The sequence below is a fragment of the Sphingomonas sp. PL-96 genome, assembly GCF_020707215.1.
GTDB lineage: Bacteria > Pseudomonadota > Alphaproteobacteria > Sphingomonadales > Sphingomonadaceae > Sphingomonas.
This window is the reverse complement of the sequence record NZ_JAJFET010000007.1, coordinates 28,510-47,300: the sequence shown is the minus strand read 5'-3', so window position 1 is coordinate 47,300 and position 18,791 is coordinate 28,510. Positions and strand designations below refer to the sequence as shown.

Genomic DNA, 18,791 nt, shown 5'->3' with positions numbered 1-18,791 from the left:
GGGTGCGCGGGAACACAGGACTTCGCCGGGACCGTCACCTGAAAGCCGCAGCGCGGTGTCTTTCTGCATCAAGGGCTTATGCGTTGCGCTCCCCTTGCTTATGGGGCGCGCATGAACCGCGCAGACGGACCGACGACTTCTTCTTCCGATGGTGACATCGCCGCGCTTGCCAAGGGGGGCCGCACCAATGTGTTCGGCTTTGTCCTGCGGCTGCTCGCGCGCCTGCCGTTCCTGTTCATCGCCGGTCGGGTCTATGGGCCGGACACCGTAGGCCGGTTCGCGCTTGCGGTGCTGGTGGTCGAACTTGCGGCGCTGCTCGCGACACTGGGGCTGAAGCGCGGGCTGGCGCAGGCACTGTCCTCGACCGACCGGCCGCACGTCCATGTCGTATGGGATGCGATGGTGGTCGCATTCGTCGTGTCGATGGTCGCCAGTGCGGTGCTCTTCGTCTTCCCGCAGATCATGTATCCCAACAGCCAGATCATCGGGTTCGAACGGCTGCTGCCGCTGATCGTGTTCGCGATCGCCTGGTCGGACGTCAGCCTGGCGGCACTCGCCTACCGGCTGAACGTGAAGGCGGCGGTCACGGCGCGCGCGGTGGTGGAACCCTGGACGATCTCGATCGCCGCCTGGGCGCTGTCCTATGTCTCGACCCGCGACGGGCTGATCCTGTCCTACGTGCTGTCGATGGCGGCGGCGCTGGTCGCGTCGCTGGTGCCGTTCCTGCGCAGCTATGGCCTGCCGCGCGGCTGGACGCCGCACCTGCGGCCGATGCTGGCGCTCGCCAAGCAGAACATCCCGCTCGCCGGTGCCGATGCGGTGGAATGGGGATCGCGCAACGTCGATCGCTTCATCCTGGGCGTGCTGTTCCCGCCCGCGATCGTCGGCGTCTACTACATGGCGCAGCAGGTCTCCTCACTGCCGCAGAAGCTCAAGACCAGCTTCGACCCGGTGCTCGGCCCGGTCATCACCAAGAGCCTGGCAGAGGGCGACAAGGCGGCGGTCGCGCGCCAGGTGCTGCAGGTCGGCTTCTGGATCATGGCGGCGCAGGCGGCGCTGGCGCTGGCGGGATCGATCCCGGCGGAAGGCGTGATGGGCATCGTCGGGCCGCAGTTCGTGAGCGGTGCGGGCGCACTGTCGTTCCTGCTGGTCGCCGAAGTGCTCGCCTCGACCGGCGCCGTGTCGGAGGCTGCGCTCGTCTATGTCGCGCGCCATCGCAACCTGATGTTGTCGATCGGCCTGCTCGCCTTCCAGGTGGTGCTGAGCTTTGCGCTGGTGTTGCTGATGCGCTGGCTGGGCTTTCCGCAGCCATGGCAGGCGGCGGGACCGGCGGTGGCGCTCACCATCTCGGTCACCTGCAGTTCCTGGCTGAAGTCGCGGCTGCTGGCCCGGATTCTGGACCATCGGGTGGCGGAGATCCGCCGGCCGTTCGTGGTCGCGATCGCGGCGGGTTCGGCCGTGGGCTCGGTGATCATGCTGCTGCCGCCGCGGCTGGAATGGGCGGAAATGCTGTTCGGCATCCCAGCGATCCTGCTCGCCTATGGTTTTGTGCTGTGGCGCTGGGCGTTCGGCCCCGCCGACCGCGCGCTGTTCCACAAGGCGCCCATAACGGCGACCATCCCGACCGAGAAGCACAAGAGCTAGGGGGGCGGCGACGGCGGGTACACCCGTCCGTCCGTGCCATCAGGCGCACTCGAATGGCGTACTGAGGGACTGCCGGCGGTGCTTCGATACGGGTCTTCGCCAGGCTCAGCCCCTACTCAGCACGAACGGCTCCACTGGAGGTCACCCGGCTCCGGCGCGATCCGCGTTCCTGCTGGCGGCGGACACAAAAAAAGGGGCGCCCGCGGGCGCCCCTTTTCGCGTGCTGGTGGTGCGCCGTCTCAGTGGCGGAAATGGCGCATGCCGGTGAAGACCATCGCCAGCCCTGCTTCGTCGGCCGCCGCGATCACTTCTGCGTCGCGGATCGAGCCGCCCGGCTGGATCACCGCCGTGGCGCCGGCTTCGACCGCAGCAAGCAGGCCGTCGGCAAATGGGAAGAAGGCGTCGGATGCGACGGCGGAGCCGATCGTGCGCGGCTCGGCCCAACCGGCCTTGTCGGCAGCGTCCTTGGCCTTCCACGCGGCGATGCGGGCGGACTCCAGGCGGTTCATCTGCCCGGCGCCGACGCCGGCGGTGCTGCCGTCCTTGGCATAGACGATGGCGTTCGACTTGACGTGCTTGGCGACCGTCCAGGCGAAGCGGCAGTCGGCGAGTTCCTGCTCGGTCGGTGCGCGCTTGGTGACGACCTTCAGTTCCTCGGCCGCCAGCAAGCCGTTGTCGCGCGACTGGACCAGCAGGCCGCCGGCGATCGACTTGATCGCAAGGCCGCCGCGCGCCGGATCGGGCAGCTCGCCCGTCACGATCAGGCGCAGGTTCTTCTTGGCGGCGAAGACAGCGCGCGCTTCCTCGTCCGCGTCGGGTGCGCACACCACTTCGGTAAAGATGCCGCTGATCGCGCGGGCGGTCTCGCCGTCGAGCGGGCGGTTGAGCGCGATGATGCCGCCGAACGCCGAGACGCTGTCGCAGGCGAGGGCCGCCTGATAGGCCTCCAGCAGCGTTTCACCGGTGGCGACGCCGCAGGGGTTGGCGTGCTTGACGATGACGACGGTCGGCGGGCCGTCGCGGAACTCGGAGACGAGTTCGAGCGCAGCGTCGGCGTCGTTGTAGTTGTTGTAGCTCAACTCCTTGCCCTGGAGCTGCTGGCCCTGGGCAATGCCGCGGGTGGCGCCGGTGTTGGGCAGGTAGAGCGCCGCGGTCTGGTGCGGGTTCTCGCCATAGCGCAGCGTGTCGGCGCGGGTGAAGGCGAGCGGCAGCGTCTGGGGCAGGGTCTCGCCCTGATCGACGCTGGCGAACCAGCCCGCGATCGCCGAGTCATAAGCGGCGGTGGCGGCATAGGCCTTGGCGGCGAAGCGGCGGCGGGTGTCGAGGCTGGTGGCGCCGGCGTTGGCGTCGAGTTCCTCGACCAGTGCTGCATAGTCGGCAGGATCGGTGACGATCGCGACGTGGGAATGGTTCTTGGCGGCGGAGCGCACCATCGAGGGGCCGCCGATGTCGATGTTCTCGATGATCTCGTCGCGGTCGGCGCCCTTGGCCACCGTCTGCGCGAAGGGATAGAGGTTCACCACCACCAGGTCGATCGGGCCGATGCCGTGCTCGGTCATCGAGGCGACATGCTCGGGATTGTCGCGGACCGCGAGCAGGCCGCCGTGCACCACCGGGTGCAGCGTCTTCACCCGGCCATCCATCATCTCCGGGAAGCCCGTCAGGTCGGAGATGTCGCGGACGGGAAGCCCCGCCTCGCGGATCGCCTTGGCGGTGCCGCCGGTGGAGACCAGTTCCACCCCATGGCGGTCGAGCGCCCGGGCGAGGTCGAGGATGCCGCTCTTGTCGGAGACCGAGAGCAGCGCGCGCGTGACGGTGACGTTCATGGCCGGCTCCTTTGCCCCGATTCGCCGGGGAGGCAAGGGGGATGGGCTCCTGATCCGCTCACCCGACCGTTTGTCCTGAGTAGCCGTTGAGCGGAGGCGAAACGGCGTATCGAAGGACGGCTCGGAGTGCTTCGATACGAGACTTCGACAACCTCAGCCGCTACTCACCAGAGAGGGGGTTGGGGGAGGCCGCCCGCCTACCGCGCCCGGTGGAATCGCCAGCCGACACCAACACCGCCGGGCTGGGCCACGCCGGTCAGCACCAGCTGGCGGGTGCCGTGCGGCTGCCCCTCGCCGTCGATCCACAGGCTGTCCTCGACGGCGAGCGCAGCGCCGCGGCAGCGGAACTGCCAGACCGCACGCCCGTCGGGCAGGCGGAGAAAGGCGGCGAGGCCATCGGCGGTCGGCGCGACCTCAACGCCGAGCCCCAGGTGGAAGCGGATGGCAAAGCCCACGTCGCCGTGCTTGCCGCCGCTGCCGCCGCGCGCGGACGCGGCGAGCAGCGTATCCTCGCCCACCAGGTCGCGGCCGTCGGTGGACAAAGTGATGCAGCGGCGATGGATGAGCCCCAGGCGGCGGACATAGCCGTCGTGGCTCGCCTCGATGCGGCTGAGTTCGTCGGTTTCCTGGCGGCTGAGCTCGACTTCGCCGACACCACGGCCCAGCGCGCCATCGGCATGGATCGCGGTCGAGTTGGAGTCGCCCAGCACCAGCGTGGAATGTGCAGCAGTGGTGCGCAGCGCCGGGGCGAGGCCGGGCGGCAACGTCAGCAGCGCACCATTGGCGCCGCCGCAGTTGACGACGATGCGCTGCCCGGCGTCGGAAAGCTCAAAGGCGAGGGTGGAGGCGCAGCCGCCGGTCGCCTGGCGGTTCGCAGGCGGCGGGGCGGCATCGAGCACCACCACCGTCTTGCCGGCCGACAGGCGCTGATAGCCCCAGTCGCGCGCCTGGCGTAAGGGACGCGTGCGCACGCCGGTCGCCTCGACGATCTGCTCGATGCGCTCGCCCGGGATCGGCACCGATCCCTGCCAGCTGCCCAGACCCCCATCCGAGTGGCAGACGCCCAGCAGCGCCGCCACCAGCCGCGTCAGCGTGTCGCCGAGCATGTCGGGCGCCTCCATGCGCCGCGCGGCATAGGTCTCGCGCAACATGGTGAGCAGCTGGATCAGGTCGAGCTGGTCGGCGGGCGAGCGGCCAAGCGTGCCGCCGTCCTCGAACACCGCCGTGCCCAGCGCGCGGGCAAGCCCGGCCTCTCCGAACACGCGGCGCGGGTCGCCGCCCGGGATCATCAGCCCGGCCGCGACCACGCCGCACCAGGCGGCAACCCGCGGCACGCCGGCGGCAACCTTGGCGGCGCTGTTGTCGAGGTGACGGGCACCACGCGCGAGCGCGTGCAGCACCTTGGAGCGATAGACGAGGTCGGTGCTGGACAGGATCAGCGGTGCATGCGCGGTCCAGAACAGCAGGCGCCGGCCCCACAGGTCCGCGCGCCAGGCCGGGTCGGAGACCCTGGTTTCATGCGCCGCCAGCCACTGGCGCATGATGGCTTCGGCAATCGGTGCAGCGGTGGCGCGGGTGGCGACGCTCGACAGGTCGCGCAGCCAGGCGAAGCTGTGGAGATATTCGGCAAACGGCGTGGAAAAGCTTGGGCGCGGCAGCGACAGCGCGGCGATCGGCACCGCCTCGCCCCGGAACAGCACCACGCCGTCGAGCAGCGCATGGCCGCGCTCGACTTCGCCGAAAAACGGGTCGTCCGCGACCGCGATCAGTTTCAGCGGATGCTTGCCGCGCAGGCGCAGCGCGTGGAACGGAGTGCGCCAGGTCAGCCGCTCGAGCCGTTCGGACAGCCGCTCCGCCAGCGACAGCCCCTTGCCACCGCTCTGGCGGATGAGCCGCTTGCCCGCTTCGATCCCGTCGGGCGCGGTGTCCTCGGGAAGCGGGTCGGTCACGCGCCTTTCAGCGCCCGGATGTTGTCGGCATAGGCGGCAGGCCCCCCGGTGAAGGTGGCGGTGCCGGCGACCAGCACATTGGCGCCCGCCTCGACCGCGAGCGGCGCGGTCACCCGGTCGATGCCGCCGTCGACCTCCAGGTCGATATCGCGGCCGGTGGAATCGATCCGCTGGCGCAGTGCCGCGATCTTCGCGAGCTGGCTCGACAGGAATTTCTGTCCGCCAAAGCCCGGATTGACGCTCATCACCATGATGAGGTCAACCAGGTCGAGCACCGGGTCGACCATCTCGACCGGGGTGGCGGGGTTCAGCACCACGCCCGCGCGCTTGCCGAGCGCCTTGATCGCCTGAAGCGAGCGGTGGAGGTGGGGCCCGGCCTCGGGATGGACCGAGATGATGTCGGCGCCGGCCTCGGCAAAGGGCTGGAGCAGCGGATCGGCGGGCGCGATCATCAGGTGGACGTCAAAGGGCTTGGCGCTGTGCTGGCGCAGCGCCTTCACCACCATCGGCCCGATGGTGAGGTTGGGCACGAAATGCCCGTCCATCACATCGACATGGATCCAGTCCGCGCCGGCGGCGTCGATCGCGCGCACCTCCTCGCCCAGGCGGGCGAAGTCGGCGGAAAGGATCGAGGGGGCGATGCGGACGGGTCTGCTCATGATCGAGCGACCTCTAGCATGGCAGCCCCCGCCCGCAACCGGGTGCGGGTGGCGGCTGGCGATTTCCGGGGGCGGGCTGTCGCGGCGGAGGCCCTCTGCACACTCGTTGTGCCCCGGCGGGGGTCGGGGCACAGTTGGGGTGGTGTCCGATTGGGCACCTGGGCCCCGGCGTTCACCGGGGTACAGAAGAACGCGAAAGCGCCCGCTCAGCCCACCCGATCGAGCCGCGCGATGAAAAAGCCGTCCAAGCCGCCCTGTTCGGCAAGCATCCCAGGCAAGGTGCGCACCCAGCCCTTCGGATCGGGCGCGATGCCCTCCGGCAGCAGCTCGGGCGCGACCGGCACCAGACGATAATCGCCGCGGTCGGCGAGGAAGCGTTCGACCTGCGCCTCGCCTTCGGCGCGCTCCAGCGAGCAGGTGGCGTAGACCAGCCGCCCGCCGGGCTTCACCCAGTCGGCGACGCGCGCGAGCAGTTGCGCCTGCAGCTCGGCGGCCTCGGCGATCACCGCCGGGCGGACGCGATGGAGCACGTCCGGGTGGCGGCGGAAGATGCCGGTCGCGCTGCACGGCGCATCGAGCAGCAGCGCGTCGACGGCTGCGTCCGGCTTCCAGCGCAGCGCGTCGGCGGCGACGACCCTGGCGGACAGTCCGGTGCGCTCCAGATTCTCCGACAGGCGCGCGAGTCGCTTCTCGGAAACGTCGAGTGCGGTCACGTCCCAGCCGGCGGCGGCGAGCTGCAGCGTCTTGCCGCCGGGCGCCGCGCACAGATCGAGCGCGGTGCCCGGCCCGTCGCCGATCAGCCGCGCCGGCAGCGAGGCGGCGAGATCCTGCACCCACCATTCGCCCTCGGCAAAGCCGGGAAGCTCGGGCACGGTTGCGAAGGCTGGCAGGCGGCGGTGGCGCGGCAGCAGGGTCGTGCCCTCTGCGGCGGTCGTGTCGCCGCGCAGGCTGAGGTCGATCGGGGGCGGCGCGGCGATGGCGACGCGGGCGGCCTCGGCAACGTCCTCGCCCCAGGCGGCTTGCCAGCGCAGCCAGACGGCGGCGGGCAGTTCGGGAAGGTCAGGCAGCGCCGCGTTCCGGCGCATCAGCGTGCCGAACACGCCATGCACCAGCTTGCGCGGACCGCCGTCGACCAGCGGCAGCACGGTTGCGATCGCGGCATGCGGCGGCGTGCCGAGCGCCAGCGCCTGAACGAGCGCGATGCGCAACGCAAAGCGCGCCTTGGCATCTTCGGGCAGCGGTCGGGCGGTGGCCGAGTCGATCAGCGCGTCGAGGTCGGGGAGCCGGCGCAGCGCCTCGCTGACGATGGCATGGACCAGGCCGCGATCCTCCCGCCGGTCGAGCTCGGCGGTGGCACGGTCGAGTGCGGCTTCGAGCGCCAGACCGCGGCGCAGCACCGCGTCGAGCAGGCGGAGCGCGGCGCGCCGGGCGGGAACGCCGGGCGGTTCGGGCGCAAGCTGGGGCCGCGCCATCAGTGCCGCCGTCCGGGTGCGCGCTGCCGCATGGTGTTGCTGTCGTTCACTTGATCCCGAGCCTTTCGCCGCCAATGTGGGGGCTGAATCATCATCGGAGAGTCCCATGGGCCAGCGACCGCCCCACGTGAAGCCACCCGAGCATCTTTCGGAAAGTCCGCCGGTGCCCACGCCCGAGCCGGTGGTGCCGCCGACCGACGACCCGCTCGGCAACAATCCGGTGCGCTATGGCGACTGGGAGCTGAAGGGCGTCGCCGTGGACTTCTGACCTCCGGGTTGGAGGCATGGTGCTCCTGCCTGTGCAGGAGCACCCGTTGAACTACGGCGTTCCGTTTACATCGGCAGTTCGTCGCCGCGGGCCTTGTAGAACGCCTTGACCGCGTCCCAACCCTCTTCCGCGGTTTCGCAGAAGGTGATGAGGTCCAGGTCCCGCGGCGAAATCACGCCTTCGTCGCACAGCGCCTCCAGGTTGATGACGCGCTCCCAGAATTCGCGGCCGTAGAACAGCACCGGGATCGGCTCGATCTTGCCGGTCTGGATCAGCGTCAGCAGCTCGAAGCTCTCGTCAAAGGTGCCGAAGCCGCCCGGAAACACCGCCACGGCGCGGGCGCGCAGCAGGAAGTGCATCTTGCGCAGCGCAAAATAATGGAACTGCATCGACAGCGACGGGGTGACGTACGGGTTCGGCGCCTGCTCGTGCGGCAACACGATGTTCAGGCCCACCGACTCGGCGCCGGCTTCGGTCGCACCGCGGTTCGCCGCTTCCATGATCGACGGCCCACCGCCCGAGCACACCACGAAGTGGCGCTTGCCGTCCTCGGCCAGCGGGAAGTTGCTGGCGAGACCGGCGAGCTCGCGGGCGACGTCATAATATTTGGACTTGGCGATCAGCCGCTCGGCGATGCGCTTGGCGCGATCGTCCTGGGCGAGGTCGAGCAGCGCCCCGGCCTTGCTAGGCTCGGGGATACGCGCCGAACCGTAGATCACGAAGGTGGAGGCGATGTTGGCCGCGTCGAACACCAGTTCCGGCTTCAGCAGTTCGAGCTGGAAGCGTACGGGACGCAGGTCCTCGCGCAGCAGGAAGTCCATGTCCTGGAATGCGAGGCGGTAGGAGGGATGCTCGGTCTGCGGCGTGGAAACCTGGGTGCGAGCACTTTCCGCTTCGCGCTTGGCGTCGCGAAACACGCGCGACGGGACTCGGGTATCGGTCATGAAACTTCCTGCAACAGCCGGGGCAAACGGAACGCGCGCCGGACGAAAGCGGACCAATCTAGAGCGGCTGCCGCGCGGCGCAAGCGGGGCAGTGCGGGTAGGTGGAGGCTGTTCTGGCACTCGCTTCCTTCTTCGTGCTCCCGCGCCGGCGGGAGCTTGGGGCCGCGGACGCCGCCGGGCACCGGTCTGCGTGGCACTCGGTCTCCGCCTGCGCGGGACCCGGGATGCGGAGCCTTTCACCGGCAGAAGCCGCCGCGACCGCCCATGTCGAAGTGCAAATGGTTGTAATGCGCGGCGTTATAGTCGGGCCCGAGCACCGTCTTGAAGCGCCTGCAGGCGGAGCGATGCACCACCTGCAGGAACTGCTGCACCGCCGGGTCGCTCGATCGCCAGTCCCGCTCGATGCTGATGCGACGCCCGTCGGCGAGCACGAAGCCGCCGATGTCGATGGCGTTGGCAAGCCCGTGCTGCGACAGCTTGGCCGAACCCGCTGATCCCTGGCCGACGATGCCGCGACAGACATAGCTGCCATAGCTTTCGATCCGCACCACGTCGCTGCCCAGGATCTGGCGGGCGGCCGGCCCGACGCCGTGCTGGACCCAGCCGACAAAGGCGCGGGCGGTGGGGCAGCGGATCGCCTTCAGGCCTGCGGTCGGCGTGCCGAAGTCGATCAGCTGCACCGCGCCCAGCACCAGGCAGCCGCCGCCATAGTCGCGGTCGGGTAGCGGGCTGAACCGCACGCCCGCGCGTGACAGGTCGGCATAGCATTGCTGGGTATCGCGCGGCGTCTGACCGACCACCGTCACCGGACCGCTGCCGCGCGGACGCGGGGCCGGGCGGCGCTCCTCCCGTCCTCCGCCGAAGATGCACCCTGCGAGCATCAGGGGCAGCAGCAGGGCGAGGAACCGACGCAAAACGAGCATGGCCGGCGGTGTAGCGGAGTGGACGCCATCCGCGCCACCCGCCGCTTCCCGGCTCGCGCGGGCGGAGGCTCGCCCCGTCGCCTTTGCGGGCAAGTTCGTCCGGTTCGGACGTGCCACCGTTGACAAGCCTCGTCGCGCCGCTAGGGCCGTCGGCGGGCCACGCTGTCCCAACGCAGCGCGTGCTCTCTGTGAGGAGAGACTATTTTGACGGATATGATTTCGGTTCCCGCCACCGGTGCGTCCACCGCACCCGCGAAGCCCGCCACCAAGCCGGCGCGCCCCCATTTTTCCTCTGGTCCCTGCGCCAAGCCCCCGGGCTGGTCGCCCGAGAAGCTCGCCACCGAGGTGCTCGGCCGCTCGCACCGCTCGAAGCTCGGCAAGGCGCGGCTCCAGCGCGCGATCGACCTGACCCGCGAACTCCTCCAGGTCCCCGACACCCACCGCATCGCCATCGTTCCGGGCTCCGACACGGGTGCCGTCGAAATGGCGATGTGGTCGCTGCTCGGCGCACGCCCGGTGACGCTGCTCGCCTGGGAAAGCTTTGGCGAGGGCTGGGTGACCGATGCGGTCAAGCAGCTCAAGATCGAGCCCAACGTGCTCAAGGCACCCTATGGCGAGATCGTCGACCTGACGCAGGTCAGCCCCGAGCATGACGTGATCTTCACCTGGAACGGCACCACCTCGGGCGTGCGCGTGCCGAACGGCGACTGGATCGCGGACGACCGCGGCGGCCTGACCATTGCAGACGCGACCTCGGCCGTGTTCGCGATGGACCTGCCGTGGGACAAGCTCGATGTGGTCACCTTCTCGTGGCAGAAGGTGCTGGGCGGCGAGGGCGCGCATGGCGTGCTGATCCTGGGCCCGCGCGCGGTCGAGCGGCTGGAGAGCTACACCCCGGCCTGGCCGCTGCCCAAGATCTTCCGCATGACCAAGGGCGGCAAGCTGATCGAGGGCCTGTTCAAGGGCGAGACGATCAACACGCCGTCGATGCTGGCGGTCGAGGACGCGATCTTTGCGATGGAATGGGCGCAGCACGCCGGCGGGCTCAATGGCCTGATCGCGCGCTCCACCGCCAATGCCACCGCGCTTGGCCGCATCGTCGAGGCGCGTGACTGGCTCGACCATCTGCCGGCGGATCCTGCGATCCGTTCGAACACCAGCGTCTGCCTGAAGCTCGTCACCGATGCGGATGCCGAGGCCCAGGCTGCGATGGTCAAGAAGATGGCCTCGCTCCTGGAAGCGGAAGGTGCTGCGTTCGACATCGCCGGCTATCGCGACGCCCCGGCGGGCCTGCGCATCTGGTGCGGCGCGACCGTCGACACCGCCGATGTCGAGGCGCTTGGCCCGTGGCTCGACTGGGCCTGGGAACAGGTCAAGCCCGCCTGATCCTGCGCGCTCTGACGTGCTCCTGCGAAGGCAGGAGCCCAGGGCCACACGCGTCTCGCTTGAAAACTCTAGGCTCCTGCCTGCGCAGGAGCACTGCACAAAATTTCCAAGGACCGACCCATGCCCAAAGTCCTCATCTCCGACAAAATGGATCCCAAGGCCGCCCAGATCTTCCGCGAGCGCGGGGTCGAGGTGGACGAGATCACCGGCAAGACGCCCGACGAACTGAAGGCCATCATCGGCCAGTATGACGGCCTCGCCATCCGCTCCTCGACCAAGGTGACGCAGGAAATCCTCGACGCTGCGACCAACCTCAAGGTGGTCGGGCGCGCCGGCATCGGCGTCGACAATGTCGACATCCCCGCCGCCTCCGCCCGCGGCGTGGTGGTGATGAACACCCCGTTCGGTAACTCGATCACGACCGCCGAGCATGCCATCGCGCTGATGTTCGCGCTCGCCCGCCAGCTGCCGGAGGCCGACGCCTCGACCCAGGCCGGCAAGTGGGAAAAGAACCGCTTCATGGGCGTCGAACTGACCGCCAAGACGCTCGGCCTGATCGGTGCGGGCAACATCGGCTCGATCGTCGCCGACCGTGCGCGTGGCCTCAAGATGAAGGTCGTGGCATTCGATCCGTTCCTCACACCGGAGCGCGCGATCGAGATGGGCGTGGAGAAGGTCGACCTCGAAACGCTGCTCGCGCGTGCCGACTTCATCACGCTGCACACCCCGCTCACCGACCAGACCCGCAACATCCTGTCGGCCGAGAATCTTGCCAAGACCAAGAAGGGCGTGCGCATCATCAACTGCGCGCGCGGCGGCTTGATCGACGAGGCGGCGCTGAAGCAGGGGCTCGACTCGGGCCATATCGCAGGCGCCGCGCTCGACGTGTTCGTGACCGAGCCGGCCAAGGAATCGCCGCTGTTCGGCACACCCAACTTCGTGTCGACGCCGCATCTGGGCGCGTCCACCACGGAGGCGCAGGTCAATGTCGCGATCCAGGTCGCCGAGCAGATGGCCGACTTCCTGGTATCGGGCGGCGTCACCAACGCGCTCAACATGCCGTCGCTGTCGGCTGAGGAAGCGCCCAAGCTCAAGCCGTACATGGCGCTGGCCGAAAAGCTCGGGAGCCTGGTGGGGCAGCTGGCGCATGGCGCACTCAGCTCGATTTCGATCGAGGTCGAGGGTGCGGCCGCCGAGCTCAACCAGAAGCCGATCACCGGCGCGGTGCTCGCGGGCCTGATGCGCGTCCATTCGGACACGGTGAACATGGTCAACGCGCCCTTCCTTGCCCGGGAGCGCGGGCTGGAAGTGCGCGAAGTGCGCAATGAGCGTGAGGGCGACTATCACACGCTGGTGCGCGTGACGGTGCGGACCGAGGCGGGTGACCGTTCGGTCGCAGGCACGCTGTTCGGCAACCAGGCGCCGCGTCTGGTCGAACTGTTCGGCATCAAGGTCGAGGCCGATCTGGCCGGGCACATGCTCTACATCGTCAACGAGGACGCGCCGGGCTTCATCGGCCGCCTGGGCACCACGCTGGGTGAGGCGGGCGTCAACATCGGCACCTTCCACCTCGGCCGCCGCAATGCGGGTGGCGAGGCGATCCTGCTGCTGTCGGTCGACGAGCCGGTGACGCCGGAGCTTGCCACCAGGGTCCGCAGCCTGCCGGGCGTGCGCACCGCGATGGCGCTGGCGTTCTAAGGAGCAACCTAGCATCGTACCCCGGCCTTCGCCGGGGTACGGGCCTGCAAGGGGTGGCCGCGCCGACCAAGCTTGTCGGGCGCGCATGCATCCCGTAGCTGGCCGAGGCGCGCCGATCGGGGCTGCGCCCAACAGGATTTTGCGATGACCGGCCTTTTGCCCGAAGGGTTCCACGACCGCCTGCCGCCCGCTGCCGATGCGGTGGCGCGGTTCGAAGGGCGCGTGCTGTCGGTCGCGCGCAGCTATGGCTATGAACAGGTCGATCCGCCGCTTGCCGAATATGAGGACGCGCTCGGCCGCCGGCTGAAGGCGGCGCGCGCGCAGGATGCCGTCCGCTTCGTCGATCCGGTGTCGCAGCGCACGCTGGCGATCCGCCCTGACATGACGGCGCAGGTCGGCCGCATCGCCGCGACTCGCATGGGCCATCACCCGCGTCCGGTGCGGCTGTGCTACGCTGGCCCGGTGCTGCGGCTGCGCGCCGCCGATCTCGACCAGCGCCGGGCGCTGCGCCAGATCGGTGCCGAGCTGATCGGCCTCGACAGCGTGGCGGCGGTGCGTGAGGTGGTGACCGTCGCCGTGGAGGCACTGGCGGCTGCCGGGCTTTCGGACGTGTCGGTCGACTTCACCCTGCCGGACCTGCTCGACGCGCTGGCCGGCGACACGCTGGCGCCCGAGCAGCTGACCGCGCTGCGCGAGGCGCTCGACGGCAAGGACGCCAGTGCGGTCGCGGCGATCGACCCGGCCTATCTGCCGCTGATCCAGGCGGCGGGGCCGTTTGACCAGGCGCTCGCCGGGCTGCGCGCGAGCGATGTGGCGGGAACGCTGCGCACCAGGCTCGACGGGCTGGAGGCGATCGCCGAGGCGATCCGCGGCAGCGCGGCGCTGACGCTTGATCCGACGGAGCGGCATGGATTCGAATATCAGAGCTGGGTCGGCTTCTCGCTGTTCGCGCGCGACCTGCGCGCACAGATCGGCCGCGGCGGCGCCTATGCCGTGGTCGGCGAGGACGGCCGCGCCGAGCCGGCGGTGGGCTTCTCGCTCTATGCCGACGTGCTGCTCGACGCGGGCATCGGCGCGGACGCGCGGCGGCGGCTGTTCCTGCCGTTCGGGACGCCGGTCGCAGCCGGCGCGGCGCTCAGGGCCGAGGGCTGGGTGACGGTCGCGGCGCTGACCGCAGACGACACGCCCGAGGCGCAGCTGTGCACGCATCGGCTAGGGGATGCAGGCCCGGTCGCGCTGGGGTGAGAGGTTTTCCTCCCTTTCCCCGTTCGTGCCGAGTAGAGACCGAGTAGCTCCGTAAGGAGCGTATCGGGGGCTCGTATCGAGGTGCCGCCCGGGGAGGCGACCTCTCGATACGCCGTCTCAATACGCTGCTTCGCAGCTACTCGACGGCTACTCGAGGCAAATGGAAGGGGGGCTGCGTGAGCCTCCCGGCCTCATCCCGCCTTTGAAAGCTTCAGCAGCCGGCCGCCTTCGCCGTCCTCCAGCAGCCAGATCGCGCCGTCCGGGCCCTGCTCGACGTCGCGGATGCGCTTGCCCATCGGCCACTGGTCGCCCTTGGCTGCGTCGGTGCCGTTCACGTCGACATGCACGAGCGACTCGCTCGACAGTCCGCCGATGAACAGATCGCCCTGCCATTCCGGGAACATCGCGCCCGAATAGACCATCAGCCCGCCCGGCGAGATCACGGGGTTCCACCAGACCTTGGGCGGTTCGAAGCCGTCGCCGGGCTTGTGGTCCGGGATGTCGCGGCCATCATAGTGGCTGCCGTTCGACGCCTTGGGCCAGCCATAGTTGCGGCCGGGCAGGACCAAATTCACCTCGTCGCCGCCCTTGGGACCCATCTCCTGCTCCCACAGATTGCCCTGGGCATCGAAGGCGAGGCCGAGCAGGTTACGATGGCCATAGGACCAGACCGCGGGGTGGAAGCCGCGCGCGGTGAGGGCGGGATCGCCGGCCGGCTTGCCGTCCAGGGTCAGGCGCAGGACCTTGCCGAGCGTGGCCTTGGGGTCCTGGGCGGGATCGAACTTCTGCCGCTCGCCGTTGGTGAAAAACAGGTGCTTGCCGTCGGGCGCAAAAGCGATACGGCCCGAGTAGTGGCCGTCGCCCGGGACAAAGGGCGTTGCGCTGAACAGCTCGGTGACGCCCTCCAGCCGCGCGCCCTGCTCGGCATCATGCACGAAGCGGCCGCGCCACAGCTTGACTCCCTTGCCGCCGGGGCCGGTCACCGAGCCCGAGAAATAGACGAGCTTGCTGCGCACGAAGTCGGGGGCAGCGACCACGTCCATGAGGCCGCCTTGTCCTTCGCTGTCTGTGGCGGGAATGCCGGTAACCGGCCAAGTAACCGTGTTGCTTCCGCTGGCCTGCTGCACCAGCAGCATGCGGCCGCCCTTTTCGGTCACCAGCATCCGTCCGTCCGGCAGGAAGGTCATCGCCCAAGGGGAGTCCAGGCTGGTGACGGGGGTCACCTGAAAGGGGCGACCCTCTGCCGTGCCGGCAGCCTGAGGTGCGGCGGTGTTGCCGCCGGCGTTGGCCGGATCATTGGGAGTGCCGCATGCGGCGACCAGGATAGCGGCGGTGGTGCAGGCGATGAATCGGCGCATGAAGATCTCCCTGTTGGTGCCTCAACGCGGGCGGCGCTGCGGCGTTGCGCGGATCCCCGCGCGTTTCGCGCTTGTCCTGATCCGGCGAACGCCCTATATCGCGGCTGTTCTCGACATTGGAAACCTTGGCGAGGTCGGACCCCACGGGTCCGGCGACGACGGGGCGTACCTTGGTTCGAACCGACTTTGGAGGACCGGCGACTGCCGGCCGCAACGAACTGGAGCGTGGATTGGCGGACATCGCCGAACTCAACCGGCTGATCGAGCCCGAGGCGAAGGCCCTGGGGCTGGCGCTGGTGCGCGTGAAGATGTTCGGCGGCAAGTCGGACCCGACGCTGCAGGTCATGGCCGAGCGCCCCGACACCCGCCAGCTGACAATCGACGACTGCGCCACGCTGTCGCGGCGCCTGTCGGACGTGTTCGACGCGCTGGAGGCCGAGGGTCGCGACCCGATCGAGGGTGCGTATCGGCTGGAGGTCTCCTCGCCCGGCATCGACCGTCCGTTGACGCGGCTTCAGGACTTTGCCGACTGGGCAGGGCAGGAAGCGCGCATCACGCTGGTCGAGCCGATCGAGGGCCGCAAGCAGCTGACCGGCGATCTCGTCGGGGTCGAGGGCGACCAGATCACGATCGACGTCCGCAAGTTTCGCGCGATGACGATCCCGTTCGCCGCGGTCGCCGACGCCAAGCTCACCATCACCGACAAGCTCCTCGCCGCCACCCAGCCGCTCGACGCGAGCGGGGCGGACGACATCATCGAAGTAGAAGGGTAAGCCCATGGCCACTGCCGTTACCGCCAACCGCGCCGAACTGATCGCCATTGCCGATTCGGTCGCGCGCGAGAAGCTGATCGACAAGGGCATCGTCATCGAGGCGATGGAGGACGCGATCCAGCGCGCCGCCCGCGCGCGCTATGGCGCCGAAAACGACATCCGCGCCAAGCTCGATCCGAACACCGGCGACCTGCGCCTGTGGCGCGTGGTCGAGGTGGTCGAGGCCGTCGACGATTATTTCAAGCAGGTCGACGTCGCCCAGGCGCAGAAGCTCCAGAAGGGCGCGGTCGTCGGCGACTATATCGTCGATCCGCTGCCCCCGATCGAGTTCGGCCGCATCGCGGCGCAGGCCGCCAAGCAGGTGATCTTCCAGAAGGTCCGTGACGCTGAGCGCGAGCGCCAGTTCGAGGAATTCAAGGACCGCGTGGGTGAGATTATCACCGGCGTCGTCAAGCGTGTCGAGTTCGGTCATGTCGTGGTCGACCTGGGCCGCGCCGAGGGCGTGATCCGCCGCGACCAGCAGATCCCGCGCGAAGCAGTTCGCGTCGGCGATCGCACCCGCTCGCTGATCCTGAACGTCCGCCGCGAGAACCGCGGGCCGCAGATCTTCCTCAGCCGTGCGCACCCCGACTTCATGAAGAAGCTGTTCGCGCAGGAAGTGCCCGAGATCTACGACGGCATCATCGAAATCAAGGCGGCCGCCCGCGATCCGGGCTCGCGCGCCAAGATCGGCGTCATCAGCCGCGACAGCTCGATCGACCCGGTCGGCGCGTGCGTCGGCATGAAGGGCAGCCGCGTTCAGGCGGTCGTCCAGGAAATGCAGGGCGAGAAGATCGACATCATCCCCTGGTCGGAAGACACGGCGACCTTTGTGGTCAACGCGCTGCAGCCGGCGAACGTCAGCCGCGTCGTGATCGACGAGGAAGAGGATCGCATCGAGGTGGTCGTCCCTGACGATCAGCTTTCGCTGGCGATCGGCCGCCGCGGCCAGAACGTGCGCCTGGCCAGCCAGCTGACTGCCAAGGCGATCGACATCCTGACCGAGGCCGATGCGTCGGAGAAGCGCCAGAAGGAATTCGTCGAGCGTTCGGCGATGTTCGAAGGCGAGCTGGACGTCGACGAGACGCTGGCTCAGCTGCTGGTGGCCGAAGGCTTCGGCGCACTGGAAGAAGTTGCCTATGTCGAGGTCGACGAACTCGCCGCGATCGAGGGCTTCGACGAGGATCTGGCCGCCGAGCTGCAGAACCGCGCCCAGGAAGCGCTCGAGCGCCGCGAGGAAGCCAACCGCGAGGCGCGCCGCGCGCTGGGTGTCGAGGACGCGCTGGCCGACATCCCGTACCTGACCGAGGCCATGCTGGTGACGCTCGGCAAGGCGGGCATCAAGACGCTCGACGATTTGGCCGATCTCGCCACCGACGAGCTGGTCGAGAAGAAGCGCGCCGAGCCGCGTCGCCGCAACGACGATGCCGCCAAGCGCAGCGAGCCCAAGGGCGGCATCCTGGCCGAATATGGTCTCAGCGACGAACAGGGCAACGAGATCATCATGGCCGCGCGTGCGCACTGGTTCGATGACGAGGAGGCTCCGGCCGAAGCGTCCACCGGCGAGGAGGCCGAGGCCTGATGCCGTTCGTCGACATTCGCCTGGCCGGCGCCGCCTCGCGCGAGCAGAAGGCGGCGATTGTCGCCGACGTCACGCGTTCGCTGGTCGAGCGGCTGGGCAAGAACCCGGCCGCCGTCCAGATCAACATCACCGAACTGTCCACCGAAAACTATGGTGCCGGTGGCCAGCTGATTGCGGATCGCGACGCCGGCAAGGTGTCCCAAGCGGGGGAGGACGCGCATGCGGAACCCTCGCAATGATGCCGCTTCGGTAACTCCGCGCGCCTCCGGGCACCGCGGCCAGCGCAATCCTGCGACGCCCCGTCCCCCGCGCGAACCGCACGAGGGGCCGGAGCGCAGCTGCATCCTCACCCGCGAGACGGGCGCGCGCGACGCGCTGGTCCGCCTGGCACTGTCTCCCGATGGGGAAGTGCTGCCCGACGTCCATGCCAAGGCGCCTGGACGCGGCGCCTGGATCGGCGTCGATCGTGCAGCACTGGACGCGGCAATCGCCAAGGGCCGGCTCAAGGGCGCATTGTCGCGAGCCTTCAAGACGCAGGCGATCACCATTCCGGACGATCTGTCCGACCGCATCGAGCAGGCGCTGCAACGCGCGGCACTCGAACGGCTCGGGCTGGAGGCGCGTTCGGGCAAGCTGGTGACGGGCGGCGAGCGGATCGTGAAGGCGGCGCGCAGCGGCCAGCTGCACGCGCTCTACCATGCCTCCGACGCAGGTGCCGATGGGGCGGGCAAGCTCGCCCAGGCATGGCGCGTGGGGTCCGATCGCGAAGGTAGCGGCGTCAGGGGATTGGAATTGCCCGTCGGGCGCACCATATTGTCCTTGGCGCTGGGGCGCGAAAATGTGGTACATGTCGGCGTGACCGACAGACCAGCGGCCAGTCGGGTCGGCGACGTGATCGCCCGATGGCTGCACTTTATCGGACCCGTACCCTCCTCCGTGTCTTGCGAAACCGAATCGCAGGGCGCATCGGCTGCCGGAACCTCGGCCGCCGCACAGACGACGACGAAGCAGGAATTCAGGTAACG

16 protein-coding genes are annotated in these 18,791 nt (G+C 69.2%); 9 read left to right on the top strand and 7 right to left on the bottom strand.

The features are described 5' to 3' along the window. The first annotated feature begins 111 nt into the window (after positions 1-111). Positions 112-1,644, top strand: a complete 1,533-nt coding sequence (locus tag LK533_RS13050; RefSeq protein ID WP_229363478.1) for a lipopolysaccharide biosynthesis protein — start codon at positions 112-114, stop codon at positions 1,642-1,644. A gap of 239 nt (positions 1,645-1,883) precedes the next feature. On the opposite strand, the gene purH is transcribed toward LK533_RS13050, so the two are convergent. The 4 genes from purH to LK533_RS13030 form a co-directional block, all read right to left on the bottom strand. Next, entirely contained in the window at positions 1,884-3,470 is a 1,587-nt protein-coding gene (gene purH / locus LK533_RS13045; RefSeq protein ID WP_229363477.1) for a bifunctional phosphoribosylaminoimidazolecarboxamide formyltransferase/IMP cyclohydrolase, read from the bottom strand. A 197-nt stretch (positions 3,471-3,667) separates the two neighbouring features. Then, on the bottom strand, positions 3,668-5,419 hold the full coding sequence (locus tag LK533_RS13040; RefSeq protein WP_229363476.1) for a heparinase II/III family protein: 1,752 nt from the start codon (positions 5,417-5,419) through the stop codon (positions 3,668-3,670). After that, the gene (gene rpe / locus LK533_RS13035) at positions 5,416-6,078 is read right to left on the bottom strand and encodes a ribulose-phosphate 3-epimerase (RefSeq protein WP_229363475.1); all 663 of its coding nucleotides are present in this window, start codon (positions 6,076-6,078) and stop codon (positions 5,416-5,418) included. The genes LK533_RS13040 and rpe overlap by 4 nt, the downstream gene beginning before the upstream one ends. A 206-nt stretch (positions 6,079-6,284) precedes the next feature. Beyond that, complete coding sequence (locus LK533_RS13030) at positions 6,285-7,550, bottom strand: RsmB/NOP family class I SAM-dependent RNA methyltransferase (protein ID WP_229363473.1); 1,266 nt, start codon at positions 7,548-7,550, stop codon at positions 6,285-6,287. A gap of 106 nt (positions 7,551-7,656) precedes the next feature. On the opposite strand from LK533_RS13030, the gene LK533_RS13025 reads away from it, so the two are divergent. Further along, positions 7,657-7,818, top strand: coding sequence for a DUF1674 domain-containing protein (locus tag LK533_RS13025; protein WP_229363471.1), 162 nt, complete (start codon positions 7,657-7,659; stop codon positions 7,816-7,818). A 65-nt stretch (positions 7,819-7,883) separates the two neighbouring features. Here the strand turns inward: LK533_RS13025 and LK533_RS13020 are convergent, their stop codons facing one another. Next, positions 7,884-8,762, bottom strand: a complete 879-nt coding sequence (locus tag LK533_RS13020) for an LOG family protein (RefSeq protein ID WP_229363469.1) — start codon at positions 8,760-8,762, stop codon at positions 7,884-7,886. Positions 8,763-8,998: 236 nt separating this feature from the next. Beyond that, positions 8,999-9,685, bottom strand: coding sequence for an extensin family protein (locus tag LK533_RS13015; RefSeq protein WP_229363468.1), 687 nt, complete (start codon positions 9,683-9,685; stop codon positions 8,999-9,001). A 213-nt stretch (positions 9,686-9,898) separates the two neighbouring features. Here LK533_RS13015 and LK533_RS13010 point away from each other — a divergent pair, with 213 nt between their 5' ends. The 3 genes from LK533_RS13010 (at position 9,899) to LK533_RS13000 (ending at position 14,014) form a co-directional block, all read left to right on the top strand. Then, positions 9,899-11,071 (top strand): phosphoserine transaminase, encoded by a 1,173-nt coding sequence (locus tag LK533_RS13010; RefSeq protein WP_229363660.1) that lies wholly within the window; start codon positions 9,899-9,901, stop codon positions 11,069-11,071. 120 nt (positions 11,072-11,191) lie between these two features. Continuing rightward, the gene (gene serA, locus LK533_RS13005) at positions 11,192-12,769 is read left to right on the top strand and encodes a phosphoglycerate dehydrogenase (RefSeq protein ID WP_229363466.1); all 1,578 of its coding nucleotides are present in this window, start codon (positions 11,192-11,194) and stop codon (positions 12,767-12,769) included. Between the two features lie 144 nt (positions 12,770-12,913). Then, a complete protein-coding gene (locus LK533_RS13000) occupies positions 12,914-14,014 on the top strand; it encodes an ATP phosphoribosyltransferase regulatory subunit (RefSeq protein WP_229363465.1) in 1,101 nt (366 codons plus the stop codon). 191 nt (positions 14,015-14,205) lie between these two features. Here LK533_RS13000 and LK533_RS12995 read toward each other — a convergent pair whose 3' ends face one another. Beyond that, positions 14,206-15,372: a PQQ-dependent sugar dehydrogenase gene (locus tag LK533_RS12995; RefSeq protein WP_229363464.1), complete on the bottom strand. Its 1,167-nt coding sequence runs from the start codon at positions 15,370-15,372 to the stop codon at positions 14,206-14,208. Positions 15,373-15,602: 230 nt separating this feature from the next. On the opposite strand from LK533_RS12995, the gene rimP reads away from it, so the two are divergent. From rimP to LK533_RS12975, 4 genes are read left to right on the top strand one after another with little or no spacing between them, the layout of a single operon-like run. Next, positions 15,603-16,145, top strand: a complete 543-nt coding sequence (gene rimP, locus LK533_RS12990; protein WP_229363659.1) for a ribosome maturation protein RimP — start codon at positions 15,603-15,605, stop codon at positions 16,143-16,145. 4 nt (positions 16,146-16,149) lie between these two features. Then, a complete protein-coding gene (gene nusA, locus LK533_RS12985; RefSeq protein WP_229363462.1) occupies positions 16,150-17,766 on the top strand; it encodes a transcription termination factor NusA in 1,617 nt (538 codons plus the stop codon). Then, positions 17,766-18,005 (top strand): tautomerase family protein, encoded by a 240-nt coding sequence (locus tag LK533_RS12980; protein ID WP_229363460.1) that lies wholly within the window; start codon positions 17,766-17,768, stop codon positions 18,003-18,005. Before nusA ends, LK533_RS12980 begins: the two co-directional genes overlap by 1 nt. After that, positions 17,986-18,789 carry a DUF448 domain-containing protein gene (locus tag LK533_RS12975; protein WP_229363459.1) on the top strand — a complete coding sequence of 268 codons (804 nt, stop codon included), beginning with the start codon at positions 17,986-17,988 and terminating at the stop codon, positions 18,787-18,789. The genes LK533_RS12980 and LK533_RS12975 overlap by 20 nt, the downstream gene beginning before the upstream one ends. Positions 18,790-18,791 lie beyond the last annotated feature (2 nt).